The organism is Metallosphaera javensis (ex Sakai et al. 2022), from assembly GCA_021654415.1.
GTDB classification, from domain to species: Archaea; Thermoproteota; Thermoprotei_A; order Sulfolobales; family Sulfolobaceae; genus Metallosphaera; species Metallosphaera javensis.
Map to the genome: position 1 here is coordinate 90,421 of AP024487.1, position 25,183 is coordinate 115,603.

The 25,183-nt window shown below is 49.9% G+C and carries 28 protein-coding genes, 1 tRNA gene and 5 pseudogenes; 18 read left to right on the forward strand and 16 right to left on the reverse strand.

All coding sequences use genetic code 11. From position 1 onward, the window contains the following. Positions 1-6: 6 nt before the first annotated feature. The gene (locus QVC96_RS00540; protein ID WP_238027283.1) at positions 7-495 is read left to right on the forward strand and encodes a helix-turn-helix domain-containing protein; all 489 of its coding nucleotides are present in this window, start codon (positions 7-9) and stop codon (positions 493-495) included. Beyond that, positions 467-1,003, forward strand: coding sequence for an IS630 family transposase (locus QVC96_RS00545; protein ID WP_287688805.1), 537 nt, complete (start codon positions 467-469; stop codon positions 1,001-1,003). Before QVC96_RS00540 ends, QVC96_RS00545 begins: the two co-directional genes overlap by 29 nt. Here the strand turns inward: QVC96_RS00545 and QVC96_RS00550 are convergent. Next, positions 971-1,165 (reverse strand): hypothetical protein, encoded by a 195-nt coding sequence (locus tag QVC96_RS00550; protein ID WP_287689656.1) that lies wholly within the window; start codon positions 1,163-1,165, stop codon positions 971-973. The two genes, QVC96_RS00545 and QVC96_RS00550, sit on opposite strands and share 33 nt — an antisense overlap. Next, positions 1,143-1,723: pseudogene (locus QVC96_RS00555) on the reverse strand (IS607 family transposase). The gene QVC96_RS00550 and the pseudogene QVC96_RS00555 overlap by 23 nt, the downstream one beginning before the upstream one ends. Positions 1,724-1,829: 106 nt before the next feature. Here QVC96_RS00555 and QVC96_RS00560 point away from each other — a divergent pair. After that, on the forward strand, positions 1,830-2,024 hold the full coding sequence (locus QVC96_RS00560; RefSeq protein ID WP_287689657.1) for a hypothetical protein: 195 nt from the start codon (positions 1,830-1,832) through the stop codon (positions 2,022-2,024). 245 nt (positions 2,025-2,269) lie between these two features. Here QVC96_RS00560 and QVC96_RS00565 read toward each other — a convergent pair whose 3' ends face one another. Next, the gene (locus QVC96_RS00565; protein ID WP_287689658.1) at positions 2,270-2,446 is read right to left on the reverse strand and encodes a hypothetical protein; all 177 of its coding nucleotides are present in this window, start codon (positions 2,444-2,446) and stop codon (positions 2,270-2,272) included. A 66-nt stretch (positions 2,447-2,512) separates the two neighbouring features. On the opposite strand from QVC96_RS00565, the gene QVC96_RS00570 reads away from it, so the two are divergent. Both QVC96_RS00570 and QVC96_RS00575 read left to right on the forward strand, forming a co-directional pair. Further along, entirely contained in the window at positions 2,513-3,001 is a 489-nt protein-coding gene (locus tag QVC96_RS00570) for a helix-turn-helix domain-containing protein (protein ID WP_238027283.1), read from the forward strand. Then, positions 2,973-3,509 carry an IS630 family transposase gene (locus QVC96_RS00575; protein WP_287688805.1) on the forward strand — a complete coding sequence of 179 codons (537 nt, stop codon included), beginning with the start codon at positions 2,973-2,975 and terminating at the stop codon, positions 3,507-3,509. Before QVC96_RS00570 ends, QVC96_RS00575 begins: the two co-directional genes overlap by 29 nt. Before the next feature lie 346 nt (positions 3,510-3,855). Here QVC96_RS00575 and QVC96_RS00580 read toward each other — a convergent pair whose 3' ends face one another. Continuing rightward, entirely contained in the window at positions 3,856-4,197 is a 342-nt protein-coding gene (locus QVC96_RS00580) for a hypothetical protein (protein WP_287689659.1), read from the reverse strand. A 10-nt stretch (positions 4,198-4,207) separates the two neighbouring features. Next, on the reverse strand, positions 4,208-4,300 hold the full coding sequence (locus QVC96_RS13850; protein WP_425598004.1) for a hypothetical protein: 93 nt from the start codon (positions 4,298-4,300) through the stop codon (positions 4,208-4,210). Positions 4,301-4,475: 175 nt separating this feature from the next. Here QVC96_RS13850 and QVC96_RS13855 point away from each other — a divergent pair. After that, positions 4,476-4,655: pseudogene (locus QVC96_RS13855) on the forward strand (putative integrase); the annotation flags it as partial. Here the strand turns inward: QVC96_RS13855 and QVC96_RS00585 are convergent. From QVC96_RS00585 to QVC96_RS00615, 7 genes are all read right to left on the reverse strand, one after another. Next, a tRNA-Gly gene (locus QVC96_RS00585) sits at positions 4,636-4,710 on the reverse strand. The pseudogene QVC96_RS13855 and the gene QVC96_RS00585 overlap by 20 nt on opposite strands. A 109-nt stretch (positions 4,711-4,819) precedes the next feature. After that, positions 4,820-6,760, reverse strand: a complete 1,941-nt coding sequence (locus QVC96_RS00590; protein ID WP_238027089.1) for a class II glutamine amidotransferase — start codon at positions 6,758-6,760, stop codon at positions 4,820-4,822. Beyond that, the gene (locus QVC96_RS00595; protein WP_287689660.1) at positions 6,757-8,895 is read right to left on the reverse strand and encodes an FMN-binding glutamate synthase family protein; all 2,139 of its coding nucleotides are present in this window, start codon (positions 8,893-8,895) and stop codon (positions 6,757-6,759) included. The genes QVC96_RS00590 and QVC96_RS00595 overlap by 4 nt, the downstream gene beginning before the upstream one ends. A 264-nt stretch (positions 8,896-9,159) precedes the next feature. Further along, positions 9,160-9,414, reverse strand: coding sequence for a KEOPS complex subunit Pcc1 (locus QVC96_RS00600; RefSeq protein WP_238027091.1), 255 nt, complete (start codon positions 9,412-9,414; stop codon positions 9,160-9,162). Further along, entirely contained in the window at positions 9,392-10,396 is a 1,005-nt protein-coding gene (locus QVC96_RS00605; protein ID WP_287689661.1) for a hypothetical protein, read from the reverse strand. The genes QVC96_RS00600 and QVC96_RS00605 overlap by 23 nt, the downstream gene beginning before the upstream one ends. Further along, complete coding sequence (locus QVC96_RS00610; protein ID WP_287689662.1) at positions 10,365-11,294, reverse strand: lysylphosphatidylglycerol synthase domain-containing protein; 930 nt, start codon at positions 11,292-11,294, stop codon at positions 10,365-10,367. The genes QVC96_RS00605 and QVC96_RS00610 overlap by 32 nt, the downstream gene beginning before the upstream one ends. Positions 11,295-11,301: 7 nt before the next feature. Next, positions 11,302-12,174 carry a HesA/MoeB/ThiF family protein gene (locus QVC96_RS00615; RefSeq protein ID WP_287689663.1) on the reverse strand — a complete coding sequence of 291 codons (873 nt, stop codon included), beginning with the start codon at positions 12,172-12,174 and terminating at the stop codon, positions 11,302-11,304. A 384-nt stretch (positions 12,175-12,558) separates the two neighbouring features. Here QVC96_RS00615 and QVC96_RS00620 point away from each other — a divergent pair, with 384 nt between their 5' ends. From QVC96_RS00620 to QVC96_RS00660, 9 genes are read left to right on the forward strand one after another with little or no spacing between them, the layout of a single operon-like run. Beyond that, positions 12,559-13,380 carry a transketolase gene (locus QVC96_RS00620; protein WP_287689664.1) on the forward strand — a complete coding sequence of 274 codons (822 nt, stop codon included), beginning with the start codon at positions 12,559-12,561 and terminating at the stop codon, positions 13,378-13,380. Continuing rightward, a complete protein-coding gene (locus QVC96_RS00625) occupies positions 13,349-14,287 on the forward strand; it encodes a transketolase family protein (RefSeq protein ID WP_287689665.1) in 939 nt (312 codons plus the stop codon). The genes QVC96_RS00620 and QVC96_RS00625 overlap by 32 nt, the downstream gene beginning before the upstream one ends. Continuing rightward, entirely contained in the window at positions 14,288-15,322 is a 1,035-nt protein-coding gene (locus QVC96_RS00630) for a chorismate mutase (RefSeq protein WP_287689666.1), read from the forward strand. Further along, positions 15,319-16,311 (forward strand): 3-deoxy-7-phosphoheptulonate synthase, encoded by a 993-nt coding sequence (gene aroF, locus QVC96_RS00635; RefSeq protein ID WP_238027098.1) that lies wholly within the window; start codon positions 15,319-15,321, stop codon positions 16,309-16,311. The genes QVC96_RS00630 and aroF overlap by 4 nt, the downstream gene beginning before the upstream one ends. Next, entirely contained in the window at positions 16,308-17,354 is a 1,047-nt protein-coding gene (gene aroB / locus QVC96_RS00640) for a 3-dehydroquinate synthase (protein ID WP_287689667.1), read from the forward strand. The genes aroF and aroB overlap by 4 nt, the downstream gene beginning before the upstream one ends. 10 nt (positions 17,355-17,364) lie before the next feature. Next, positions 17,365-18,135, forward strand: a complete 771-nt coding sequence (locus QVC96_RS00645) for a shikimate dehydrogenase family protein (RefSeq protein ID WP_238027100.1) — start codon at positions 17,365-17,367, stop codon at positions 18,133-18,135. Further along, a complete protein-coding gene (aroC, locus tag QVC96_RS00650) occupies positions 18,122-19,291 on the forward strand; it encodes a chorismate synthase (RefSeq protein ID WP_238027101.1) in 1,170 nt (389 codons plus the stop codon). The genes QVC96_RS00645 and aroC overlap by 14 nt, the downstream gene beginning before the upstream one ends. After that, on the forward strand, positions 19,264-20,043 hold the full coding sequence (locus tag QVC96_RS00655; RefSeq protein ID WP_287690525.1) for a shikimate kinase: 780 nt from the start codon (positions 19,264-19,266) through the stop codon (positions 20,041-20,043). The genes aroC and QVC96_RS00655 overlap by 28 nt, the downstream gene beginning before the upstream one ends. Next, positions 20,030-21,202, forward strand: a complete 1,173-nt coding sequence (locus QVC96_RS00660; RefSeq protein WP_320056947.1) for a 3-phosphoshikimate 1-carboxyvinyltransferase — start codon at positions 20,030-20,032, stop codon at positions 21,200-21,202. The genes QVC96_RS00655 and QVC96_RS00660 overlap by 14 nt, the downstream gene beginning before the upstream one ends. 96 nt (positions 21,203-21,298) lie before the next feature. Here QVC96_RS00660 and QVC96_RS00665 read toward each other — a convergent pair whose 3' ends face one another. Together QVC96_RS00665 and QVC96_RS00670 are read right to left on the reverse strand one after the other, a co-directional pair. Beyond that, positions 21,299-21,670: a hypothetical protein gene (locus QVC96_RS00665; protein WP_238027103.1), complete on the reverse strand. Its 372-nt coding sequence runs from the start codon at positions 21,668-21,670 to the stop codon at positions 21,299-21,301. A 4-nt stretch (positions 21,671-21,674) separates the two neighbouring features. Continuing rightward, positions 21,675-22,808, reverse strand: a complete 1,134-nt coding sequence (locus tag QVC96_RS00670) for an AAA family ATPase (RefSeq protein ID WP_238027104.1) — start codon at positions 22,806-22,808, stop codon at positions 21,675-21,677. 63 nt (positions 22,809-22,871) lie between these two features. Here QVC96_RS00670 and QVC96_RS00675 point away from each other — a divergent pair. Beyond that, positions 22,872-23,126, forward strand: a pseudogene (locus QVC96_RS00675) (transposase); the annotation flags it as partial. A gap of 226 nt (positions 23,127-23,352) precedes the next feature. Here the strand turns inward: QVC96_RS00675 and QVC96_RS00680 are convergent. Further along, a pseudogene (locus tag QVC96_RS00680) lies at positions 23,353-23,646 on the reverse strand (hypothetical protein). Between the two features lie 174 nt (positions 23,647-23,820). Further along, positions 23,821-24,173: pseudogene (locus tag QVC96_RS00685) on the reverse strand (IS1/IS1595 family N-terminal zinc-binding domain-containing protein); the annotation flags it as partial. 201 nt (positions 24,174-24,374) lie between these two features. Here QVC96_RS00685 and QVC96_RS00690 point away from each other — a divergent pair. Next, the gene (locus QVC96_RS00690) at positions 24,375-24,734 is read left to right on the forward strand and encodes a PaREP1 family protein (protein ID WP_238027105.1); all 360 of its coding nucleotides are present in this window, start codon (positions 24,375-24,377) and stop codon (positions 24,732-24,734) included. Next, complete coding sequence (locus QVC96_RS00695) at positions 24,700-25,125, forward strand: PaREP1 family protein (RefSeq protein WP_287689668.1); 426 nt, start codon at positions 24,700-24,702, stop codon at positions 25,123-25,125. The genes QVC96_RS00690 and QVC96_RS00695 overlap by 35 nt, the downstream gene beginning before the upstream one ends. The last annotated feature ends 58 nt before the right edge of the window (positions 25,126-25,183 follow it).

The following is a 25,183-nucleotide window of genomic DNA, read 5'->3' on the forward strand; positions in this document are numbered from 1 at the left end:
TAGAATGTGGAGGAATTAGAGAAGGCTTACAGGGAGGAAAAGAATGCTAGAATAAGGCAGAGAATACTGGGGGTGAAGATGTACCTCGTGGACGGGTTCAGGGAGTACAGGGTGGCCGAGGTCCTCGGGGTTTCGTACTCAACGGTGAAGAAGTGGGTCGCGAAGTACAAGAGGGGAGGGGTCGGAGCGTTGAGGGATAGGCCAAGGTCGGGTAGGCCCAGGAAGTACTCCAGCGAGGAGGTGAAGAAGGTGCTGGAGACAAGTCCCAGGGAGCTGGGATACAACCTGGAGGGGTGGACCATGAGGGCGCTGAACGCTGAGCTGAGGAAGAGGGGGATAGTTTACAATAGGTATCACCTTTACAGGGTAGTGCACCAGCTGGGGTACGGTTTCGTGACGCCCAGGCCGGTGAACGCCAGGGCCGAGGTGGAGAAGCACCGCGATTTTAAAAAAAGTGAAGGAACTGATGGGACGCAGGATAGCGTTCTTCGATGAGACAAGGGTGGTGGTGGGCACCACGGTGAGGAGGTGCCTCGCCAGGAGGGGTTCCAGGCCCAGGATCAGGGTGAACCTGGGCTTCCAGCACTTCTACGTCTTCCTCGCCCTTGACGCCATTTCAAGGAAGGTGCTGTACGCCCTCTACAACTCCCTCTCCAGCAAGAACATGAAGAGCTTCGTTTACAGGATGGAGAGGAAGTGGGGCAGGGAGACCAAGTACCTCGTCCTTGACAACCACTCCTCCCACAAGACGGGGGCTATCCTGGACCTGTTCAGGAGAAGGGGAGTGAGACCCGTTTTCACCCCAAAGTACTCGCCAGAGCTAAACCCTGTGGAGAGGATCTTCAAGGACCTGAAGTTCCACCTTGCGAACAGGTTCTTCAACAACGTGGAAGAGGCAAGGGAGGAGGTGAGGAGGTTCTTCGAGGAACATCACGATCAGTTTAATCTTGATGTGGTCCAATATCTGGATTTAGATGAAATAGAGGTAGAAAACAATGGATAAAAACTTCCACAAAGTACTAACGTACTTTATTCCTTTGTTTAGTAAGTTCACGTATGCACGAATTAGTTCTTTGCTTCTCTCCTCCTCATTTCTTATCGCATACGTTAAATGTATGTATTCTTTCTCTGGATAGAATGTTTTAATTCTTAAGTTCTTCAACACATTTCTTCACCTTTTCATACTTATGACTCCTCATTCCGTATAACTTTCCAGAGAATGAGACTAAGATGCTAATTAGGTCTTCAATTAGTTCTTGTTCTGGTGTTTTGTCTTCTTTTTCGAGCACCACTATTTCACAACCATGTGCTTTACATACTCTATTATTTCTAACCCAAATCTTACTAGTCTGTCTGGATAAGCTATCACTATTTTGCTAACTTCGTTGTTTAGTATCATCTTCAAGAGTCTTTGGAACCCTTTTCTTTTCATATTCAGCCCAGATCCTATGTCTGTTATTACGATGTCGTGTTCTGGTACTTTTTCCTTTAAGTAGTTCACTTGGTTCACTAAGTCATCTTTTTGGGTGTTTGATGATACTCTAGCGTAGAGTACTATTTTCTTCTTTCGTATTATTCCTGCTAGTCTTTCGACGTCTTCTTCACGGAATCTCATTTTTCCTGATGGTAGTCTTTCTGGTTTTATGTATCCTTTTTTCACGTATTCTTGTAGTGTTCTGTATGAGATTCCTAGTCTCTGGCATACTTCTTTGGGTCTTAGCATCATATTGTGATTTGTAGACAAAGTATTTAAACTTCACGCTTTAACGAAAACAGTTTTCGACGGCTATAAGTTGGGGAAACGTTAGGGAATTTTTAGAGAAAGTGAAATGGGAACTGATAGAAAACTCTTCGACGATAGTTATAGGTTCATGAAGCATTACCTCAAGAGGGCCGAGAAGGGATTTTATAAATGGCCCAATGGCTTACCTGCGGAATATCCTTATCACGGACCTGAAGGCCATTCTGACACTGGGGAAGAGGAAGTAGAGAGTGCCCACATAGGCTATTATGGCCCCTATTAGGAAGAAATGGGGGCCTAGCTTGGTTTGTTGTGTATTTCACGTTAAAGACTCCTTAAATACACAACAATATGGGGTAGGCCCGAAAATGGAGCCATCGCTGACATACCACGGTATGGGATTAGCCGTGTAATTGAGAAAAATTAGAGGCGTAGGTCTAACTTGCACCGTGATGTTAAGCGTGGAGTTTGTACTATTCACCATCATGGTATATATATAGAATATAGATAAAATAAAAAAACTTTGGCCTATAGTGCCTCAGGGTTTGTGGGTATCTCTGGAGCATAGGGATAGTTGAACTGGAACAGGTAGTCCCATCCTCCAGTAGCTTGCCAGCCGTTCACCAGTTGAACTGAAACCGGATTATAGTAATTGGAGGCACTGAGGGAAAGCACGTCGGCGTATAGGGTAGTTCCTGGGCCCACATACTGGTTACCGGAAGACGTTAGTACTTAGGTAAAGTTTTTATCTTGGTATTACTAATATAGAATGTGGAGGAATTAGAGAAGGCTTACAGGGAGGAAAAGAATGCTAGAATAAGGCAGAGAATACTGGGGGTGAAGATGTACCTCGTGGACGGGTTCAGGGAGTACAGGGTGGCCGAGGTCCTCGGGGTTTCGTACTCAACGGTGAAGAAGTGGGTCGCGAAGTACAAGAGGGGAGGGGTCGGAGCGTTGAGGGATAGGCCAAGGTCGGGTAGGCCCAGGAAGTACTCCAGCGAGGAGGTGAAGAAGGTGCTGGAGACAAGTCCCAGGGAGCTGGGATACAACCTGGAGGGGTGGACCATGAGGGCGCTGAACGCTGAGCTGAGGAAGAGGGGGATAGTTTACAATAGGTATCACCTTTACAGGGTAGTGCACCAGCTGGGGTACGGTTTCGTGACGCCCAGGCCGGTGAACGCCAGGGCCGAGGTGGAGAAGCACCGCGATTTTAAAAAAAGTGAAGGAACTGATGGGACGCAGGATAGCGTTCTTCGATGAGACAAGGGTGGTGGTGGGCACCACGGTGAGGAGGTGCCTCGCCAGGAGGGGTTCCAGGCCCAGGATCAGGGTGAACCTGGGCTTCCAGCACTTCTACGTCTTCCTCGCCCTTGACGCCATTTCAAGGAAGGTGCTGTACGCCCTCTACAACTCCCTCTCCAGCAAGAACATGAAGAGCTTCGTTTACAGGATGGAGAGGAAGTGGGGCAGGGAGACCAAGTACCTCGTCCTTGACAACCACTCCTCCCACAAGACGGGGGCTATCCTGGACCTGTTCAGGAGAAGGGGAGTGAGACCCGTTTTCACCCCAAAGTACTCGCCAGAGCTAAACCCTGTGGAGAGGATCTTCAAGGACCTGAAGTTCCACCTTGCGAACAGGTTCTTCAACAACGTGGAAGAGGCAAGGGAGGAGGTGAGGAGGTTCTTCGAGGAACATCACGATCAGTTTAATCTTGATGTGGTCCAATATCTGGATTTAGATGAAATAGAGGTAGAAAACAATGGATAAAAACTTCCACAAAGTACTAGTGTAGTAAAAGCTGTAGGTTATCATGCCTCCCTTGAGGTAAGGGATAATAATAGCCACCTTGCGTAGACTGAGGTGATTCCACGATACTGAAAGTGGAGTAGGCATTTGCGTAGGGATAGCAGAGGACCATGGGATATAGAGGGTCTTAGACTATGTAGCTCCGTTACTGTAGACCACGAAGAACTGTGCCATCGCAGTTCCATTACCAAAGTTGGATAAGGATAGCGGTTAATGCCCCTGAGGGCAAAACAAAAAGAGCTAAGGATAGGGCCAATAGGCCTAACGCGTATTTTGACTTCATTGAAGGGGCAGAAAAATAGAGATTTTATAAAAGGCCCAAAAGGAGTTGCGTGTCCCACGCCACTATGACCATGGTCAGTATCGTGGGAGCCACCAGGATGATCCACGCGTACTTTCCCGCATGCAACACCTCAGCCAGCTTCATGGCCCACATGAATATCGTGAACAGGAAGAGTTTCATGGCTATGACTATTTCAAGTTCCTGAAGTGGTGAGAGATAGCTATTGTTCAGGCCCCACAATATTCCCACCACCAGGTTTGACTCTATTATGGAGTTATTATGCCAGCCTATCCAGGACACTATGACGTCGTAGATATTGCCTGCGTAGAACAGGATCCACATAATCCTGTTGAGGTTGAGCCTCACGTCCTTCACCCTAACTCAGGCAGATAAAGTGCTTTTTGCAAATATGGTCGAGAAGTGCGTCTTGATCCATGGCCTTCTTACCGCAATATGGAGTGAACGAGATGGAAAAAGAGGAATATCCAGCTGACGTGGAAAGTTACCCTCTTCTATCAATATACCTTCATGTCAGGTAATTTTTGACGGATTAGCATTCCTTATAATTAAAAATTAAAATATGTTAACATAAATACTCAGCCTGGATTGAGGAAAGAAAAGATGTGATATAAATACGGGATATAATCTTTCGACCAATTAAAACTTCGTATTACGTTTACAAACAAGGGATTGTGAACGTTGAGATGAAGGTGTGTTACGTTGATCCCTTAGATAAGATCGTGGAACCATACGAGAGATTAAAAGAAAATGGAGGCGTGAGCGTATTCCCCATACACGGAGAAGTGCGACCGCCGGGATTTGAACCCGGGACTTCTGGCTTGGAAGGCCAGCGTCCTAACCAGGCTAGACTACGGCCGCACAGACTGGATATTGAGCCCTCACACCCTGCTGTATAGCAGTGTCAGGCCCTTCGCAAAAAGGTAAAGAGAAGTATAATATTTATGCTTTTCTACGCACCTGCCTCATTCTATTTCTCCTTGGATGGATATATGACGGTGAATTTCTCGTTCAGAAGTTCAAGGGCCTTAGTTCCAAGGTCTTGGTCATATTCCCTGATAACTGGTTCCAGCTCCCTGAATTCTGCGTCAGTCAACTCCCTATACTCGTACGTGGGAATCCCCACCTTTTCCTCGAAAAGTCTCTTAGCATACTTCTTCGCCTCACCATCAAGCTTCTTCATGACGTCAATGTATGACATGCTGTAGTCTATATCGTGAACGTAACCCTCCATGGCCAGAGCCTTAAGAAGCCTCATTACCTCCAGTCTGTTGGGTTGCATCCCAATCCTCGCAGGGTCAACCTTTCCGCGGACATAAATCCTTCCTCCAACCATGCCTGTCCCCACAAAGTTCCCTGTTTTCTCGCCCTTCTCTCTCATGCCGAGAACCATGATCACTCCCCCTGCCATATACTCCCCAAGATAGTCGTCCACCCTACCACCTATCACCAGGTAAGGTCTCTTGTTGGCATATTCACGCATCTGTATGCCTACCCTGTTCCCTGCATTTCCTCCCACAAATACCTTCCCTCCCTGAAGAGTTTGCGCAAGAACGTCCCTAGCATCCCCGGTAATCACCACCTTTCCCCCATGCATGGTATCACAGCAGTCATCCGCCACATTACCGTAAACGTAAAACTCGTTATTCTCGTTGAGATTGGCCATCGCGTTTCCCACAACTCCGTACAGCCTCACCCTCAGTCCTCCCCTGGGGAATTTTATACCAATGAACCTGTGCCCCAGAACGTTGACCACTTTAACTTCCCTTTTTCCCGTCCTAAGAATTTCCTTGTCCAAGTCCTTGTATCCTATCCTGCTCGCATCTACGTCATAATCTGGAACCATGAAGGTCGGGGATGGCGAGAAATTCCTTATCTCCTCCACATCCCTACCGTGACTAAGTATTCCCCTCTTGAGGGAGGCAATGAAGTATGACCCGGGGTTAAGGGTCCACACCTTTGCCTCGCGACTCATGAGCCTTATCTGGCTTTCCTCGCTGGCGATGTAGTAGTAGTGATCATCCTCGCCAATGAGAACGGGCCTGAACTTGGATCTGTCAGCCAGCCCAATTAAGTACAGGTCATCTCCGGAGTCGTATCCAATCACCGCCGTGAATGGTCCATCTAGCCTTGCGTTCCTGTACAGGTAATCGTGATGTGGAGATATGGCACTAGTCCTCCTGGAGGGATTGACCAGAATGTTGGCGACCTCCTCCACTGTTAGACCCTCGCTGATCAACTCCTCGAAGAGGAATGCCATGACCTCGCTGTCCGTACCCACGAAACCGCCCCATCCCCTAGACTGCAGGAACTCCAGATTTGCCCCGAAGGAGCTGACGTCGCCATTGTGAACGATGGCAACATCAAAGGATGAGAAAGGATGGGACCAGTAGGGATAACTTCCCGGTGAGTTCGTGGGCTGTCTGGTGTGGGCCAGCCACATGTCCCCCTGGTACTTGTTCACGTCATATATCTTGGCAATGTCCTTGGGGTAGCCAACTCCCTTGAATACCTGAAGGGATTTGCCCATGCTGTATATCCTTCCCTTCCTCTCTGGCCAGAGCATCTCGTTGAGGTTCCTCACAGCCTTCCTCAACTGGGCAATGTTTCCAATGGAAACCTTGTAATTGCAACTGCACACTCCCCTGTCCTCAGCCTCTATGTTCTCCTCTATAACCTGGAGTCCCTGACTTTCCATCACTCTTCTCATCTTCCCTGGATCCTCCAAGAAGAACGCCTTCAAGTAGTAGTAGTTACCCTCCTCAAGGTTGAAAACTGCGAACCCTGCCCCCTTATCGCTACCCCTGTAACTCACTGCATCTATGGATCTCACCACGGAATCTCCGCTTATTTTGGGGGCGTGTGGCTTCCTCAGAACTCCGAAGACTCCGCAACCTGATGGGGATATCATAGGGAACCAGCCTGCCTGACCCTTATTCTCCTGGCAACGTATGAGTTCAGGTTCACGGCCCTCAGGAGCTCCCTGTTGCCCGTTAAACTGGACTGAATGCTGTAAATTCCCGCTGATCCGGCGAGCAATGCTATCTCCTTCCTGATCCCTGAGATCAGGTTGAACGCCCTCTCCTTCAGATTTCCCTTACTCCCCTCTCCTATGGCCACCTCCAGGACGCTATAGGGCATTATCACGGAATCTGCACCTAGGGCAACCAGCTTGAACACGTCGGATGAGTCCCTGAGCCTAGAGGACTTGGCTATCAGGTCATACCTGTTCCTTACCCCAGCCTCCTTTAGCCTGAGGTCTGCATCGGATATCACTAGCTCTATATCTTCTCCCATGACGTCTTCGTCCAGAATGAAACCTGGAACCTCTCCCTCGTTTGCCAGCTCCTCCATCTCCTCGAGGTCCTCGGGAACAAAGTAGTTACCCAGAGCCGGTTTTGTGGACCACGTGGCAATTCCCTTTCCGTCCGAGGAGAGCGAAACTTCCTCAAATGGGCGAACAGCCTCCACTGAAAAGACCAGTGTTCCAAGAGCAAGGGAAGCCCACGCAAAGGCCTGCATGTACTCCTGTGGTGAATTGGTAACGTCGAACATTACTGGTAACGAAAGGTAAAGTTCACCTCCCTTAAGCAGGAAGCTGGTATCTATGTCCTCCCTGTAAGGGTCTATTGACGGCCTGGTCACCTGAGCTCCATCGGATCTCAACCAGTCAAGAATCCTCGCTGGTTTCTCCACATCTGGAGGCGCTGTACTGCCCATGCTGGTGAGGGATGGTTCTCCCTTGTTTATGAGATCGTGGAGAGCGTTCTTCCTCCTTCTCGTCCAAAGCTCACCCAACTTGGGGTTCAGCTCTTCAACCTCTCCCTGGATTCCAAGTATCTCCAGGGTATCCCTGGATAGGCCATAGCCATAAAGGAGATCTCTCCTTCCCTTAAGTTCCGAGACGGAGGACAGGTGGAGGTTATCCAAGATGTTGGCCAGCTCAAGGGAGAATCCCCTCACGAAGTTGACCAGCATCTTGGTTCCAAACTCGGTTTCCATGATTCTGGTACCATCTATTTTGTTGGTGAGCGCGGTGGGACAGGACCCTATGTGGCACTTGTGGACCATGACGCATCCCATGGCGACCAAGGCCCCGGTACCAACGCTCACCACATCTGCCCCCAGGGCGATCAACTTGGCTGCGTCGGTCGCATCACCAACCCTCCCCGCAGCGATTATGGTGAAGTTATCCCTGAGTCCTTCCCTCTTTAGAACCGAATCTGCGGAAGCAACGGCCAACTCTATGGGTATACCGACGTTATCCCTTATGACTGCTGGGGTGGCCCCTGTGCCCGCGCCGTGACCATCTATTATCACTCCATCCGCCTTCATTCTAGCGATTCCTGAGACCACGTAGGGTATGTAGTTGGTTGCAGCTACCTTCACGAAGACCGGCTTTCCGGTCAACTCCTTCAGGGCCTCAATCCTCTGTCCCAGGTCCTCTATGGAGTAGATGTCGTGGTGAGGGGCTGGCGAGATTGCATCCATTCCCACAGGGATTCTCCTGGTCTTGGATATGGGCTCCGTAACCTTACTTCCAGGCAAATGTCCTCCAATTCCTGGTTTGGCTCCCTGACCTATCTTTATCACCACACCGAGTCCAGCATTAAGAACATCAACGTCAACCCCGAACCTAGCTGAAGCCCACTGCACAAAGATTCTCTTGTGTTTTGCAACCTCAGGGTGAAGCCCTCCCTCTCCGGTCCCGGCCAGGGTACCGGTGAGGTCAGCTGCCTCAGCTATGGCAATGTTGGGAGTTCCGCTGAGAGCTCCATAGGACATATCCCCCAGGTAGAGGGGTGAGGTCATGGATATTCCCTTAAAGGAAATGGTTGTATCAGCTGAGGGTTCTCTAGTTATCTTGGTTTCAGCAACCCTGAATTCAACCCTGTCCAATATCCTTAGACTGCTCCTCCTGCTGGTGAAGATTTGATGGGGTTCCCCTGTCTGAGCAAGTTGCCTTATGTGTTCTAGCCTCTCAATTGTCCAGAACTCCGAGTCCGTCTGTTTGGGGACTGGTAAATACTTGTTTATTATGAGCAATGAGATCGCAAAATCACGTTTGCTGAGATTCTTATTTATTTGTTCATGCAGATTTCACGTAAGATATAAGTTCGAACTCAGCTAGTCGTTGTTATAGTATGGCGTAAGTCTTACTACTAGTTTCCAATGAATACTGTGGGTATTTCGTATTGAACACATAAAGCCCATATTCCACTAAAAATATTTTTTAGCAACACCTTAAACAATTGGAAGTTTTTAATTATCAAACCAAGCTATCTAACCTGAAAATGAGCTGAGAAATCGTTACAACTTCGAATCATTCTTCAGAATATTCATGAGCATCTCTACGTGTTCCAGTATCTCGTCCACAGTGTTCCTCAGGGTAAGTATGGACTTGGGATCACTGTACTTCATTTCGACCACCACTTCAACGCCCTCACCCGTCTCCTTCATCTCTATGCTCATCCCTTCGGGCAAATCCACGTTATCAACCTGAATGGCGTTTAGTATTTCACGGGGATCCCCTGTGGAAATGTTAATCCTTATCCTTTGAATCAACTTCTCCCACATTCCCAAAGAACCTGGAGGTAAAAACCCTATTTCCGTCGTTGACGAATACGGGCTTTCCCTTCTTGCCCAACTGTCTGAGTATGATGTAAGCCAGAAGCGGTGAGGCTAGAGACGTGTTAACCAGATAACGATTTCTTTCCTCGATCATATCTAGGGAGAAACCTAGGCTCAGGCTTTCCCTGTAAATTTCCAAGGACGGGCCGAACAGGGAAGGACTGAGTGCCAGGTCGAAAAGCCCTGGATAGCCAAGTTTGTCCAGGAGATAAATGGATGCGAAACCCAGCTCAAGAAAGTCATAGCCGTGAAAGAAGTACCTCTTAACCACTAGCTCTTCCCTATCCACCTTAGGGTTCACCTTCACCAGAAGGGTAATTAACCTGAATACCAGGGTATTCAACTGTGATTCGTCAAGTTCACTAAGCTTGGTGAACTCGTTTCCCCCTATCTCCCTCACTAGCTTTAGGGAGTTTTCCCTGTTCCCTGAGATTTCAGGGATGTATGGATCCAGGGAGTAGGAAAGCGAAAGGAAGAGCGGAATCTCCCTGTAACCCGGAATCTTCAGGGACTTCTCCTCAGTAACTCCCAGGTCCTGAGCCTTGGTGAAAAGGTTTTCTTCCCAGGGACTTGGCTTCCTCCTGTATAGAATCAGGTCTGACGAGATCCCTGCCAACATGGGAACCAGGTCGTCTATGGTTAGGGGAAGGAGTGAGGTGAAGGAGGAGAAACCCACGTATATCTCCTTTCCCTCCACCGTCAGGAAACTTCCCGTATCCCTCTTCTCCAGAGTGACGTCGCAAGTGGACGAGAAGCTCACCCCAATCTCTCCCTTGAAGTACTTTGAGATCAGCGAGGAGAAAATGACGAAATCGGGATCGTAAGGTCCCCTGATACACAGGCTCTTCATGGAGTAGATAGAGGAGACTAGCTTTGATGCCTCCTCAGGTGCTGGGTCTCTCAGAAAGTTTTCCATATGCCCTAATCTCATCAAATTGCCTTTTAAGGTCTTTAAGGCTTATCTCCCTTATTAGTAGGAAGCCAAGGGAGTAATCTATGAGTTCCAGTATTCTCAGGGCCACCACAACCCTTGGGACAAAGTAGATCGAGAGGCCAAGTTCCGCGAAGCCCGAGCTGGCAGGTACTGGGATCAGTGAAGCGGCAAAGTAGGTCATGTTAACAAGCACATCAAGGGGGAAGGAGGGAACAATGTAGTAAAACGCGATTGACTGAACCAAGTAGCCAAGAAGGGTGAGAAGGGAGTTCACAACCAGAGACTCCTTTGTGGTGGCCTCCTTGACCATGTCCTTTCCTTTCTGGAGAAGGGAATAGTAATTCTCCAGCTTCATGAACCTAGCGATCCTCTCCTCCGCCTTCACCACTTTCTTGGACGTGAAAATAACGTATCCTGTCCCTGCAACCCAGCCCACAACGTTTCCTAAGGTGGCGAGAATGTAAATGAAGTCCACTGGGGACGCCCTTATCTCCACGAGAAAGAGAAACATGAGGGAACCGATAACCACGTCATAAAAGGCCTCCGTGAGGGAGAGGGCAAAGGACTTGACCAGATCCTGGTTATACCTGGAGTACACAGACGCTCTCGCCAGATCCTGCCCAGCCCAGCCAGGAATAACCAACCCCACGGCGTTACCCAGTAACCTGGCCTTGAACGCGGTGAAGTAGGGAACCTTGGTGATCCTTGAATCTCTCACCGCAAGGATCAGGAGTTGCGCAATATAAGTTACCACAAAGAGACCAAAGAGCGCTGGATCCATAGTCTTTAGCACATTTACAAAGTCAATATGAAAATAGAGCGAATAAGCAATAATTACAGCAGGCGGTATCAGTACTGCAATAAGTAGTTTTTTCTCCATCTCCCATTTATCTCCCTATCTTCTTAAAACAATTTTCGTAGCAGATGAGTAGACCATCTGGCATCCTTCTCAGGTAAGGCCTGGGCCCTTCAGGGGGCCTCTCGTTCACCCTGATAAGTCCACAGTTCGTCCTTATTCCTCCAAGGTACTTGTATTCCCCCAGGGAACAGGCCTCGCAGGACGGGTTCCTCTTCATGTCCACCACCTGGAGGGTGAGGGATCTAGCATCCACGTAATAGAGACCCCTTGGGATATCTCCCCGCAGGGCGTTGAGCATCATCTGAACCTGAAGGTTAGCCACGAGGGACACGGTCATGACAGTGGTCCCCATGGTCTCGCAAGCGTCTGCCTGGTCCATGGGCTCCATGAAGCAGGAGAGGCAGGGAGTATCCCTCGGACTCACAAAAAGTGCAGAGCCATACTCTCCTGACACTCCACCGTAGATCAGGGGAACTCCGTTCTTTACGCAAGCGTCGTTAAGAATAAGCCTAGGATTTACGTTGTCCAGTGCATCGAAAACGAAATCCATTCCCTTCACAAGAGACTCAGCGTTGGTCTCGTCCACTATATCCAGAACTGGGGTTACCCTAGATCCACTGCCAATCTCCATGGCTTTCTGGGCACATATCAGCGCCTTGGGTTTCCCAACGTCAGACAGGGTGAAGAGATGCGTTCTGTGAAGGTTAGAAGTTTCAACCACATCAGCGTCCACAACAGTAACGTGTCCCACACCTAGCCTAACCAAGAGCTCAATGATGGCAGTGCCCAGGGCACCGCAACCTGCCACCAGCACGTTCAGTGAGAACAGCTTCTCCTGAATCTCAGGCCCTAAAACCAGCAACTGTCTGGTGAACATCTCCAAGTTGCTCAGTGGATCCACCCCATTCCAATCTTCGCCAACTCATAAAACTCTGACTCCTTACGTTGTGATATCCCTGAAACGGACTTTAACGAATTCAGAAGCCAACGTGAATTGCTCCACCCTCACGATGGGGATTCTGTTTCACTAATACCCTCAATTCACGGTAGGGGTTTCTCGATAGAATCCGTAACGCACCGTGAGGAGACTCTAATGTTCCCAAGCCTGACTTCGGTTCAATCCCAAAGTGACCATACCACGCGACTGCGCCGTGGCTAGATAGACCAAAATAAGTATTCCCTTGAGAAGCGTCCCATCTCACGATGGGGTCACCTTAACCTCCAAAAAGATAAAGACTTAAAAAAGGGAGATATTGCATTATTGCGGGGGTTTGTTGTTGCACCAATGGAAAAAGGTGGGCGTGATGGAATTCCAATATCAATAGAGGAACTAAACAAGCTCAAGGAGGTAGCAGATAGGGCTAGAAAGAACGTAATAAGAATGCAGTTCTATGATCAATCGATTCACGTTGGATCCTCCTTGAGCAGTATCGAGATCCTTACGGCTCTCGAGCTCAAGATATTAAGAGATTCAAACGATCCAGTTAACAAGGATTGGCTGATCCTAAGCAAGGGCCACGCTGCCCCGGCTCTCTACGCGGTTCTGCACGAGAAGGGACTCATCAAGGAAGAGGAACTGTGGAAAATCCAGGACATCTCAGGCCTTCTCCAGGGCCATCCAGAGACCTTCATACCGGGAGTTGATATGTCCACTGGAAGCCTGGGGCAGGGTCTGAGCTTTGGGATTGGAGTTGCCACGGGAATAAAGATGACCAAGGGAACTGGAAGGGTATTCGTTATCATGGGAGACGGAGAACAGGATGAGGGCGAAGTGTGGGAAGCCATGACCCACGCGGTCGCCCGCAACTTGGACAATCTGGTGGCGATCATAGAGATGAACGGATTCCAGCTGGACGAGAGCACAAAGAACGTTAAGCCCAAGGAATTCCTGCCGGAGGTGTGGAGAGCTGTGGGATGGAGAGTGTTTAACTGTGACGGTCATGACATAGCAAGCGTGATCTCCACTGTAGGTGAGGCACTCAAGACAGGTAAACCCGCGGTCATCTTCGCGGAAACCAAGAGAGGTAAGGGGTTCACCCCAATAGAAAACACCAAGAGACAGAGGACTGTTCCAGATGTTGCAAGGCAGTTTCTCCTCAATTCGTGAGGCCTTCGGCAAAACCCTAGTTAAACTAGGGGAGAAGGACAACGACATAGTGGTGATAACTGCCGACGTTGGCGACTCTTCCAGGGCCTCTTACTTCAAGGAAAAGTTCCCGGACAGATACTTCAACATAGGCATATCCGAGCAAGACATGGTGAATTTCGGCGCTGGTCTCTCCGCTGTGGGAAAGAAACCCGTAGTCGTGGGCTTCGCCATGTTCCTGATGAGGGCGTGGGAACAGATGAGAAACAGCATAGGAAGGATGAACCTCAACGTCAAGGTATTCGTGACCCACTCGGGTTACAGCGACAGTGGTGACGGGTCGAGCCATCAGGCCCTTGAGGACGTAGCACTCATGAGAGTGATTCCCAACTTCAAGGTAATCATACCGGCAGATGCAGCGGAGGTGGAGAGGAGCATGCCCGTGGTCCTGGAGGATAGGGGACCTCTGTACTACAGAATGGGAAGGGACTACTCTCCTCCCATCACCTCGACAATGGACTACAAGTTTGAGATAGGTAAGGCGTATGTCCTGAGGGAGGGAGACGATATCTCACTTATGGGCGCAGGCGTGGTCCTTTGGGACGCGCTGAAGGCAGCAGAAGAACTGGAGAAGATGGGAATCAGCGCAGCGGTGATCAACTTGCCCACAATAAAGCCAATAGATCAGTCCACCATTGAATATTATGCTAGGAAGACAGGGAGAATAGTTACCGTTGAGGAACACAACGTTATGGGTGGGGTGGGATCAGCAATAGCTGAGACCGTGGTGAAAACCTACCCCGTTCCCATGAGATTCGTGGGAGCCACCACCTACGGCAGGTCAGCTAGGAGCCAGAGGGAACTCCTGGACTATTACGGCATCACGCCCAAGACCATTGTTAACTCAGCCCTAGAGTTGATTAAGTAAATGAAGGAACTGGATCGATTAAGGGCTGAGATTGACAGGGTTGATGAGGAGCTCTTCAAACTCTTTTTTAGACGTCTTGAACTTGTTTCTGAGATTGGCCACCTCAAGAAGAGGGAGGGCCTCCCGGTCACCGACGAGAGGAGGGAGGTTGAGGTCAGGGAGAGGTGGAGGAGTCTGGCCAAGATCTACGGAATTCCGGAAACCCTAGCGGATAACCTCCTCTCCACCATGTTCTCGGTTGCCAAGATGAGGGAGGTCAACCCCTCAGAAAAGAGGAGGATTACCCTTGTTGGTTACGGTGGGATGGCAAGATCCCTCGCCTCCCTTTTCAAGCTGGCCAAACATGAAGTCGTGATCACCGGGAGGAGCCAAGAGAAGTCCCAGAAACTGGCACTGGAGTTTAACTTCACCTACATGCCCATGCCCCAGGCCCTTCAATGGGGAGAGATCGTGATCCTGGCTCTTCCCCCCGAGGGGGTGTTCTCGGAGAACGTGACCAAGTTCCTTCACCTCTCCAAGGGGAAAGTGGTAATGGATATTCTCTCAAGCAAGATGAAGTTCTTCGGGAAGCTGGAGGAAATGTCCAAGGAGATAGAATTCAGGTTCGTGTCCACCCATCCCCTCTTCGGTCCCTATCTTAACCCGGTGGGTGAGAAGATAGTCCTCATCCCCTCTGTGACCACCGGGGAGGTGGAGGAGGTATCCCAGTTCTGGAGGGGGGTAGGATTAACCCCCCTGATCACAGATGTGGATACGCACGAGAAGTTGATGGCCATCGTTCAGGTTTTACCCCACTTTTTCATCATGGGATTATCCAAGAGCCTAGAACTTCTCTCCAAGGAGCTTAATGTTGACTTTTCCCAGTTCCAGACCACCAACTTCAGGGAAATCTACAAGATAGTGAAGAGGGTGAAAGAGCTGGAACCGGTCATCCTAGAGATACAGAAAATGAACCCCTACGCCGAGGAGGCGAGGAGGCTGGGACTTAGAGAGTTAAATACTCTTTTCTCCACTCTTCAAGAGGAAAAGAAATGATACTCTACATATTGAAGGGCAAGGATCACTCCTCACTCAGGGAGAGACTCAAGTCCAGTTCAGCCTCGTTCAAGTTTCTAAACCTTTACGGGAAGGAACTGGCCCTGGCCTGGCCGGATTCCGCGGTAGAGGGAATAAATGACGACTCCGTGGAGTTTGTAGTGAAGACCAAGAAATCCTACATTCTGGCCGGAAATGAATGGAAGAAGGAGCCTACGGTGGTGAAGGTAAAGGATGTGGAAATAGGATCCAACAAGGTTGTGGTGGCTGCGGGCCCATGCGCAGTGGAATCTGAGGAGCAGACGGAGACTGTTGCCAAGGCCGTGAAGAGGGCTGGGGCATCCCTCTTGAGGGGAGGGGCTTACAAGCCCAGGACTAGTCCCTATTCCTTCCAAGGGCTGGGAGAGGAAGGTCTGAAAATACTCAGGAAGGCCGGGGATGAGACTGGACTGCCCGTGGTCTCGGAGATCCTCGATGCGAGGGATGCAGGGGCCTTTGCCAAGTACGCTGACATGGTCCAGATAGGGGCCAGGAACTCGCAAAACTTCACTCTACTTAGGGAGGTGGGAAAACTGGGTAAGCCCGTGTTGCTCAAGAGGGGACTGGGAAACACCGTGGAGGAGCTCATACAGTCTGCGGAGTACGTGATGATGGAGGGTAACGGTAACGTAGTTCTCTGCGAGAGGGGAATTAGAACCTTTGAGAAGTCCACCAGGTTCACCCTCGACATCGGGGGAATGGTTGCAGGGAAGCTCATGACTCATCTTCCCTTCTGTGCGGATCCAAGTCACCCTGCGGGTAAGAGGGAACTGGTTCACTCTCTGGCCCTGGCCTCGGTAGCAGCTGGTGCGGACATGCTACTTGTGGAGGTTCATCCAAAGCCTGAGGTGGCCCTAAGCGATTCCGAGCAACAGCTCACGCCCGAGTCCTTCCAGTTATTGATGGAAAGAATTAAGGGTTTGGCGTCTGTCCTAGGTAGGTCCGCATGATCGAGTTTCTTGAGAAGGTGTGCTGTTCAGATGTGACCGTGAAGGTTGGAAGGGGGGCAATAAGGGAAGTCGAGAACCTACCCGGGAGGAAGTGCATCGTTCATCCCAAGTCCCTGAACCCCGGGTTAAAGGGGGACCTGGAGATAGCCATAGATGACGGGGAGAAGGGGAAGGACATAAAAAACGCCCTTGAGATCGTGGATAGGCTCCTGGAACATGACTTCACAAGGGGAGATTACCTGGTGGCAGTTGGTGGAGGAACTGTTCTTGACGTGGCTGGCTTCTCAGCCTCAATCTTCATGCGTGGTCTAAACCTGGTTAACGTTCCCACCACCCTCCTTGGAATGGTGGACGCTGGGATTGGGGGAAAGACCGGGGTTAATTACGGTGAGGCCAAGAACATGATAGGGACATTCTATCAGCCCTCCCTCATCCTGGATGACATCTCTTATCTGGATACCCTGCCCACAGAGGAGCTGAGAAGGGGGTTGGCGGAGGTCGTGAAGTACGCCCTAGTCCTTGACAAGGAGCTTTACGACTTTCTCTCCCTGAACCATTCCTCAATCCTGGAGAAGGAGGAGACGTCCCTGGAGAGGGTCATATCCTCCTCGGTAAGGGATAAGTTAGCAGTGGTTGCGGAGGACGAGAGGGAAACCAGGGGAATCAGGATAGTGCTTAACTTTGGGCATACCATAGGTCACGCCATAGAGGCAGGATCGGACTTCACAGTCCCCCATGGCCTGGCAATCTCGGTTGGGATGGTATGTGAGGCCAAAATCGCTGAGGAGATGGGTTACGCTGAGGAAGGGGTAGTGGAGGACGTCCTCTGGCTACTTCAGCTCTTTGGTTTACCTATCTCTCCGGAGGGTCTGAACGCGAGGGTTGATGTGGAGAAAGCCCTGAACGCCATGACTAAGGATAAAAAGAGGAGGGGAGAGGAGGTTCTGATGCCCTTCCCCACCAGGATAGGAAACTGGAGAGGGGTGAGGGTACCACTGAGTACCCTTGAGGGTTTCGCCAAGCAGTGTCTGGGGGGTAATTGAACTGAAGTGCTTGGAGATTGGACCAGACACTAGCCTTTTAGGGGTGCTGGGAGAGAACATAAGGTACACCCTCTCACCGAGGATACATAATTTCGCTTTCGAAAGGCTGGGAATCAGGGCAGTTTACGTTACCTTTGACGTGCCGAGGGAGAGGTTTCAGAGAGCATTTCCAGGGTTACTTGAGTTCACCTATGGGCTGAACGTGACCATCCCCTACAAGGAGGACGTGATCCCATTTCTGGACTCCCTTGCACCGGAGGCGGAGAAGGTGGGGGCGGTGAACACGATCCACGCGAGAAGGGGATATAACACCGACTACCTTGCAGTGAAGGGGCTGGTCACGGGGGTGGAGAAGGGCTCTGCCCTGATCCTGGGAGCAGGAGGGGCAGCCAAGGCTGCCTCCTTCGCCCTGGGAGAGCTGGGTTTTGACATAATTGTGCAGAACAGGACCGAGAACAGGGGGAGGGAACTGGTTTCCAGGTTGAGGGAGGAGGGTATCTCTGCCAGGTTTTCCGGAAGTTGCCAGGGAGAGTACAACGTGGTTGTTAACACCATCCCCGACCCTGGAGCTGTCCCCCTGGAGTGCGTTAGGGGAAAACTGGCTATGGAGTTCGTGTACAAGGAGGAAACTCCCTTCCTTAGAAAGGCGAGGGAAATGGGAATGGCCGTGGTGGATGGCCTCCAGATCCTGGTGAGGCAGGCCATGGAGGCTGAAAAGATTTGGTTTGGTAAATCTCTCAACGACATAGAGGTGGTGAATTTCCTAAATGCCGGGAAATAGCTTTGGCAAACTCTTCACCATTACCACGTTTGGGGAGAGTCATGGTCCTGCCGTGGGAGTGGTGGTGGATGGGGTGCCCGCAGGGCTGAGACTATCTCAGGAGGACCTGGAATTTGAGCTCTCCTTCAGGAAACCCGGGAGGCTCTACGTCTCGGGGAGAAGGGAGAAGGACATTCCCGAGATACTTAGTGGGGTCTATAACGGAAGGACCACGGGCTCTCCCATAGCCATAGTTGTCAGGAACACCGACGTTATCTCCTCCTTCTACGAGGAGGTTAGGGTTAAACCCAGACCTGGACACGCAGATCTTCCCTTCATCATGAGGTACGGTTACGAGAACTGGGACTACAGGGGAGGAGGTAGATCCAGCGCAAGGGAGACCGTGGGGAGGGTCGCAGCCGGGGCAATAGCCAAGAAGCTGTTGATGTTTCACGATACGTGGATAGCCGGGAGGTTAAAGAGCCTGGGCCCCCTGGACTCTCCACCTGCGGACTTTCTGGGGATCCTCTGCTCCAAGTACAGCCCGGTGAGAGCCTCCGACCCGGACACTGAGGCCAAGTTCCAGGAACTGGTAAAGCAGGCTACGGTTGAGGGAGATAGCTATGGAGGAGTTGCGGAGATCGTGGCTAGGAATCCCCCTGCAGGGCTGGGAGAGCCGGTCTTCGACAAGATCAAGGCAGACCTTGCAAAGGCAATCCTCTCCATTCCTGCGGTGACGGGGTTTGAGTACGGGCTAGGGTTTCAGGCTTCCAGAATGAAGGGAAGTGAGGCGAACGACTCCATAGTGAGAAAGGGAGAGAAACTTGGATGGAGGGAGAACAAGGCTGGTGGAATTCTAGGTGGAATAACCACTGGAGAGGACATAGTGGTGAGGTGCTCCTTCAAGCCCACCAGCTCCATAAGGAAACCGCAGGGGACAGTCGACCTGAGAACGGGAGAACCAGCAGAGATCTCAGTCCTGGGGAGACACGACCCGGCGGTTGCGATTAGGGGAGTCTCCGTGGCTGAGTCCATGGTGGCCATAACACTTGTTGACCACTCCCTCAGGTCAGGGGTAATTCCGCCGGTGAAACTGGAGGAGAGACAGGCTGAGGTAATCGAGGACAGGTGGAGGAGGTACATGGAGGAATGCAGGCCTACGGCGGAGTCTCAGTAGTGAACGCCCTGCCCTCATGGTATGGCTCATCCATGGCAGTGAACATGAAGGTTGAGGTCAGGGTAAGAGAGGGGAAAAGGAATGTGGAGGACCCGCTCCTCGTGACAATCCTGGACCATTTCTCCCGTCTCGGCTTACCTGATCTTGAGGTTCAGGTGGAGTCAGAGATTCCTGTTGGAAGTGGGTTAAAGAGCAGTAGCGCGGTCTCCACTGCGCTCATAGGCGAAATAGCCAGGAAGTACTCCCTTGAGGTGGACGTCCCGAAACTATCGGCAATCCTTTCCCTGAAGGCTGGAGTCTCCTATACTGGTGCCCTGGACGATGCGATTTCGTCTTGGTATGGGGGAATATCCTTCACTTACAATAAGGAATTCAAGGTCCTGAAAAGGGAAAGGGCCCCCACTGACGTGGTTGTGGTGATCCTGGAGAGGAGCGGAAAGGGAAAGATAGAGCTGAACAGACTCAGGTCCTTCAGGACCCTTTTCCTTGAGATATTCAGAATGGCCCTTCAGGGAAGAATATGGGATGCGATGAAGTTGAACGGTATAGCCATAGCGGAGATCCTGGGCTTGCCCACCGATCTTGTGGAGGACGCTCTGCGACGGGGAGCTCTGGCCTCTGGGCTCTCCGGGAACGGGCCCTCATACTTCGCCGTAACGAGGGAGGGGGAAGAGGGACCAGTGATTGAGTCCTTTGAGAGGAGAGGGAAAGTGAGGGTGACCAGGGTGGTAAACCTTGATGGTAGAGATTGAGCCTTCCAGAATTGAGGGGAGGGTGAACGCTCCTCCCTCCAAGAGCCTGGGAATTAGGTATGTCTTTCTCTCCCTCCTCACGGATGTATCCCTCAGGGGACTCCCTGAATCGGATGACGTAAAGGTGGCCGTGAACGTAGTGAACGCGCTGAAGCAGGGAAAGGAAGAGCTCTACCTGGGCGGATCGGCCACAACTCTGAGAATGATAATTCCCGTGATCCTGGCACTGGGCAGGAGGGTGAGGCTAGACGGAGATGAGACCCTGAGGAGGAGACCCCTCAGTGCATTGAAGAGCCTGCCCGGTCACTTCTCGGCCTTCAACCTCCCCCTGACCGTGGAGGGTAAACTGGGACCAGAGACTGAGGTGGAGGGGTGGGAGAGCAGTCAATACGTGTCGGGACTGATCTACGCCTACTGCCTCCTGGGTCAAGGAAGGATAAGGGTTATCCCACCGGTCTCCTCCAGGGGGTACATCTACATGACAGCGGATGTGATCTCCTCCGTGGGAGGGAGGGTTACCATTCAGGGAGAGGAAATAGCTGTGGAGTGCAGGAACCTGCGCAGATTTGAGGGAAACGTACCGGGCGATTACGCCCTCGCCTCATTCTACGCCATAGGCGCAGTGCTGACGGGTGGTGAAGTGGAGATTGCCAATCTCTACCCACCTCCCAGCTACGTGGGGGACCATCAGATAGTGAACATGATTGAAGAGACGGGGGCAGAGAGCCGGGTGACGGGTGACAGGTGGATAGTGAAGGACACAGGGAGGAGAATACCCATAAGCGTGTCCATAAATGACGTTCCGGATCTTGCCCCCTCGCTTGCAGCCTTGATGGCAGTTGTTCCTGGGAAGTCCGAGATACTGGAGGCCGAAAGACTGAGGATAAAGGAGAGCGATAGGGTTTCCACAATCCTGAGCACTCTGTCCAGCTTCGGGGTAAGCGGATCCTATTCCTCCGGCACCATAACTATCGTGGGGGGAGAGCCAAGACGTGGTGAGGTGGAGTGCCCCAAGGACCATAGGATCGCCATGATGGCTGGGGACCTGGCACTAAGGGCAGGTGGCAGAATCAGGAGCGCTGAATGCGTAAACAAGAGCAATCCCAGATACTGGGATGACCTGCTAGGGTTGGGATCAAGGCTCAAGATCAAGGCATAATTTTCCGCAAAATGCAGGTCCTATTTGCGTATTTCACGTAAACAACTCGTCAAATATACTAGTATGGTTAGCCCCACATGAGGCTGGACCGATCCCCTACCTAACCTTATACAAGATATCGCGGATGTCATTAAGGACTTCATCCTCGATGCAAACCTGTTCTATTATTATGTCCAAGGTCTTTTCATACTCTTCAATAATACTGCTGATCTGTTGCCAACTCCTTTCCTCCACGTTCTCCACAACTATGTAGGCCTTACGGGGCTTTCCCTCCTTCATGTTCTTAAGGGTATTTTCAATTTGATCGCACGATTTCTTTATTTTACTTGGATTTCCGCTTTCCTTGATCTCCACCAGAAGGCTCTCCTTTCCGTCCTTCCTTTCGCAGTAACCGTCAACGCCCTCTCCGCAGAGGAGATCCACCTTCACACAGATGTAGGCATCATTGTAAAAGATGACTCGAGGCAAGAATTCACCCGAACGACTTCTCTATCATCTTCTCCAATACCTCCCTTTGAATGGGGGAGATAGTAACCAACCTCTCAAGCCATCCGTCTTCGCTCACCTTTCTAGGCTCCGTCTTTCCGTTCACAATTTCGTAGACTCTTACCCTATCCCTGAGGAGGTATGCCAAAACCATGGCCACCCATTCACTATGTGTAGTGATGAACATTCTCTTATGCGAGTTCGCGATCTCTCTAGCTACTTGAATCTGGGCGTTAACATGAAGATTTATTTCAGGTTCCTCCACGATTAATCCCTTTACCCAAGGATAGGAGAGGAAGGCCTTCACGAAGGAGTATTGATAAACCCCAGTGGCCACAGAGGAGCCAATATCCCTGCTATCCTTGAATACCTTGAGATCCTTGTGAGGAAAGTCATCAAAAACCACCTTGTGGCCAAACACATCAAACTCTCCGGTGATTGAGTATCTGAGTAAGTCTAAGATCAGAGGTTTCAGCGGTGATGGGTGTAGGGGTGAAAATACGGCGTAATTGATGAGTGGGAGAAGCTGGGCGAAGGCTATCCTTTCGGTACTAAGGAATAACGTGGGAATCCAATCATCAAGTTGAAAGTACCTAGAAACTGCATAGGAGGCTACCTCATTTCTGATCCTCTCCTTGTTACCAATTGCCCTTATGATGTTACCCTCAAAGGAGATGGCGGAGGAGGAGTGGTCTCCTTTAACGTAATCTATTTTCAGCTTGATCTTACCAGAGCCCTTTACCTCCACATCCTTATCCTTACCTAGAACAAGCCTGAACTTATCGGATGAAATTTTCACTACATCTCCAAAAGATCGCTCGTCAAGGATTCTCTTGATGTTAGCCTCAAGTGTTTTAACCACCTCTTCCTTGTTTAATTCCACGATATGTCTAACATCCAGTTCCACCTCTCCCTCTAGATCTACGTCCGCATCTAGTTTAGCCTCTAGTTTGCTTCCAGGAACAGGGAAAAGGTTAATGAAAAACGGATCGATCAAGAAGTAGAAAGCGGAAGAGAGTGTGGTCTTCCCAGACGCGTTAGGGCCAACTATCACCACCGAATCTCTTAGCTCAAGTTCAGCACTGATGATGGGGCCTAAATCCTTTATCTCAATCTTCACACTAATATTCAAACGTAAACGATTAAAAACATTAGTAGCACTTCCTCAGCTGAGAGCTCCGTCTTCTGCGGTCTGGATCCCGTGGTGGAGCGGATCGAGGACCACGTCCAGGGGAATATCCAAACGTGGTGATCGCTACCTCAGGAAGGCGCTCTACATTGCGCTGGCCATGATAGCCAACAGGAACAACCCCGTCACCAGGTTCTACGACGAGCACAGGGACAGGCTTCGCGGTAAGAAGATGGTGATTGCCTGCACCAGGAAGCTCGCAAGGTGTGGAGCGTGGGCTACCACAACAGGCCCTTCGAGGTCAGGTAGGGGACGTGACGTCCCGCTTTCGTGGGTAGTCAGGGCTATGCACGATTTTCAGGTCGAAAGGTTTATTAGAATAGTACTTTCCTGAAAATCCCTTCAAGTCCATTTTACCTAAAAGTCCTTCAGTTCTGTCCCAATTATCTTCCAATTAAATTTCACTTTTAAGGTAAATGTCATCGCTCATCTATGAACGATTTTCATTTCAATACGAGCTTTATTGAAGAATATCTCACCACGTTAAAATCCGTAAAGCACTATTAGAACACTTCTCCAGGCCCAGAGCCTTCAACTCCCTTATCACCACCTCCACGTCCCACCTGTTCTTCCACGCGGTATCTCCTCAGGGGACATGGAGGGGTCGGTGGAGAAGAGGTATCTCCTGCCGGAAACCCTTATAGTCCTCCAGTACCACTATTTTCACGGGGACTCCCAGGTACGTGACGTGGTGCTCTCCCTCGGGGAGGAGTCCAACGGGCACGGACCTGTCACCCTCGAGAGAGCGTCCGGACTGAGAAAAATTCAACGAGAAACTGTTTGAGTTTCTAGGTCTTCGCAGAATCAGAGTAATACTTTAGTTTAACATGTCAAGAATCACGTAAAGTCATTCCTGGAACTTTTAATGGAATTAAGGTCTCACTAATTCACTCGTTTATCTATATTTTCCTATCAAAATAAGTTGAATTTTATGCGTTCTGGACACGCTCTCCACGACCTTCACGCCATCCAGCCCCTTAGCTCTCCTCCACAGCTTCACGAGCTCTGCGCACTCTTCCCTCCGTACCTCTTGATCCACGTGAAGACTGTGCCCAGTGGGACCTGAAGTACCCTGGAGATGGCCCTCATGCTCATCCCGTTCGCGTACATCCTGAGGGCCCTCTCCCTCACGCTCCTATCGTAACGATGTTTAGCTCCCTCCACGAACTTCCTCCCGCACTCCCTGCACAGGTAGAACTGTCTCCCCGTCACCTTCCCGTTCTTAACCACATGATTACTCCCACAAGAGGGACACGATATATCCCTATAAACAGGTTTCCTTCCCCTCTTAGCCATAAGTAATACTCCCTTCACAAATATTTATGCCTTGATGATAACATTATAGTCACACTCACTTTTTATACACGTTAAAAATTAATTAGTTAGTTTGATTAAATAAAGATTTGCTTCTAACCTGAACCTTCACACCCCTTACCTTATCCTCGCTCTACTTCGTTGTAATTAAGATTTTTAACTTATAGATAAAGAATAAATGTTGTGAGATTACTTACCGCATCCGATGTATATTTACTTGAGGCTGACGAGTTGTTGGAGAAAGGAGACATAGTCCAAGCAAGCGAAAAATACTACAAAGCAGCAGAAGAAACGATAAAACTGCTAGCAATAAAACACGATCTAAAGGATATAATACAAAAAGTTAATGAAAGAGGAGAATGGGACATAAAGGATTTCTTCGATGTCGTTTATAGGTTAAAAGAGGCGTACGAAAATATAACTAAATATTGGGACTGCGCAATTGCGTTACAAACAGTTACATTAGAAGAAAACGCATTGAGGAAATGTGTTGAAAGTGTGAGAAAACTTGTCGAACTTGGAGATAAGGTCGCTAATAACTAGTTGGATTAAGGAGGCTGACGAGTTGTTGGAGAAAGGAGACATAGTCCAAGCAAGCGAAAAATACTACAAAGCAGCAGAAGAAACGATAAAACTGCTAGCAATAAAACACGATCTAAAGGATATAATACAAAAAGTTAAGGTTAAAAGACGATGGGAATCAAGGTTGCTTTTTGATGTTGCAAGCAAAATATCTGATGAAATATATTACTGTTGGACCTCAGCGTGGACCTTACATGTTTATGGTTTTCATGAAATGAAGCTTAATCTCGATCAGGTTAGAGATAAAGGATACGAAGTCAAAAAAATTAATAAGGCTTTTATAAATAAGATTCCAGTACAAAATAGTTTTTCTTTCACAATTTACTATATACTTCTAGACCATTTTAACTAGCGCCGTGGAAAACAGTTTCCATGAAAGCGTGAAGTTTCAATACTTTGTATATAAATTA

What these genes read in the sequence shown, in the direction of transcription:
- aroC (WP_238027101.1), top strand. Translation starts at nt 18,122, where the DNA reads ATGCCGGGAAATAGCTTTGGCAAACTCTTCACCATTACCACGTTTGGG.
- QVC96_RS00560 (WP_287689657.1), top strand. Translation starts at nt 1,830, where the DNA reads ATGGGAACTGATAGAAAACTCTTCGACGATAGTTATAGGTTCATGAAG.
- aroB (WP_287689667.1), top strand. Translation starts at nt 16,308, where the DNA reads ATGATCGAGTTTCTTGAGAAGGTGTGCTGTTCAGATGTGACCGTGAAG.
- QVC96_RS00545 (WP_287688805.1), top strand. Translation starts at nt 467, where the DNA reads ATGGGACGCAGGATAGCGTTCTTCGATGAGACAAGGGTGGTGGTGGGC.
- QVC96_RS00610 (WP_287689662.1), bottom strand. Translation starts at nt 11,294, where the DNA reads ATGGAGAAAAAACTACTTATTGCAGTACTGATACCGCCTGCTGTAATT.
- QVC96_RS00590 (WP_238027089.1), bottom strand. Translation starts at nt 6,760, where the DNA reads ATGATATCCCCATCAGGTTGCGGAGTCTTCGGAGTTCTGAGGAAGCCA.
- QVC96_RS00660 (WP_320056947.1), top strand. Translation starts at nt 20,030, where the DNA reads ATGGTAGAGATTGAGCCTTCCAGAATTGAGGGGAGGGTGAACGCTCCT.
- QVC96_RS00655 (WP_287690525.1), top strand. Translation starts at nt 19,264, where the DNA reads ATGCAGGCCTACGGCGGAGTCTCAGTAGTGAACGCCCTGCCCTCATGG.
- QVC96_RS00620 (WP_287689664.1), top strand. Translation starts at nt 12,559, where the DNA reads ATGGAAAAAGGTGGGCGTGATGGAATTCCAATATCAATAGAGGAACTA.
- QVC96_RS00605 (WP_287689661.1), bottom strand. Translation starts at nt 10,396, where the DNA reads ATGGAAAACTTTCTGAGAGACCCAGCACCTGAGGAGGCATCAAAGCTA.
- QVC96_RS00575 (WP_287688805.1), top strand. Translation starts at nt 2,973, where the DNA reads ATGGGACGCAGGATAGCGTTCTTCGATGAGACAAGGGTGGTGGTGGGC.
- QVC96_RS00630 (WP_287689666.1), top strand. Translation starts at nt 14,288, where the DNA reads ATGAAGGAACTGGATCGATTAAGGGCTGAGATTGACAGGGTTGATGAG.
- aroF (WP_238027098.1), top strand. Translation starts at nt 15,319, where the DNA reads ATGATACTCTACATATTGAAGGGCAAGGATCACTCCTCACTCAGGGAG.
- QVC96_RS00625 (WP_287689665.1), top strand. Translation starts at nt 13,349, where the DNA reads ATGTTGCAAGGCAGTTTCTCCTCAATTCGTGAGGCCTTCGGCAAAACC.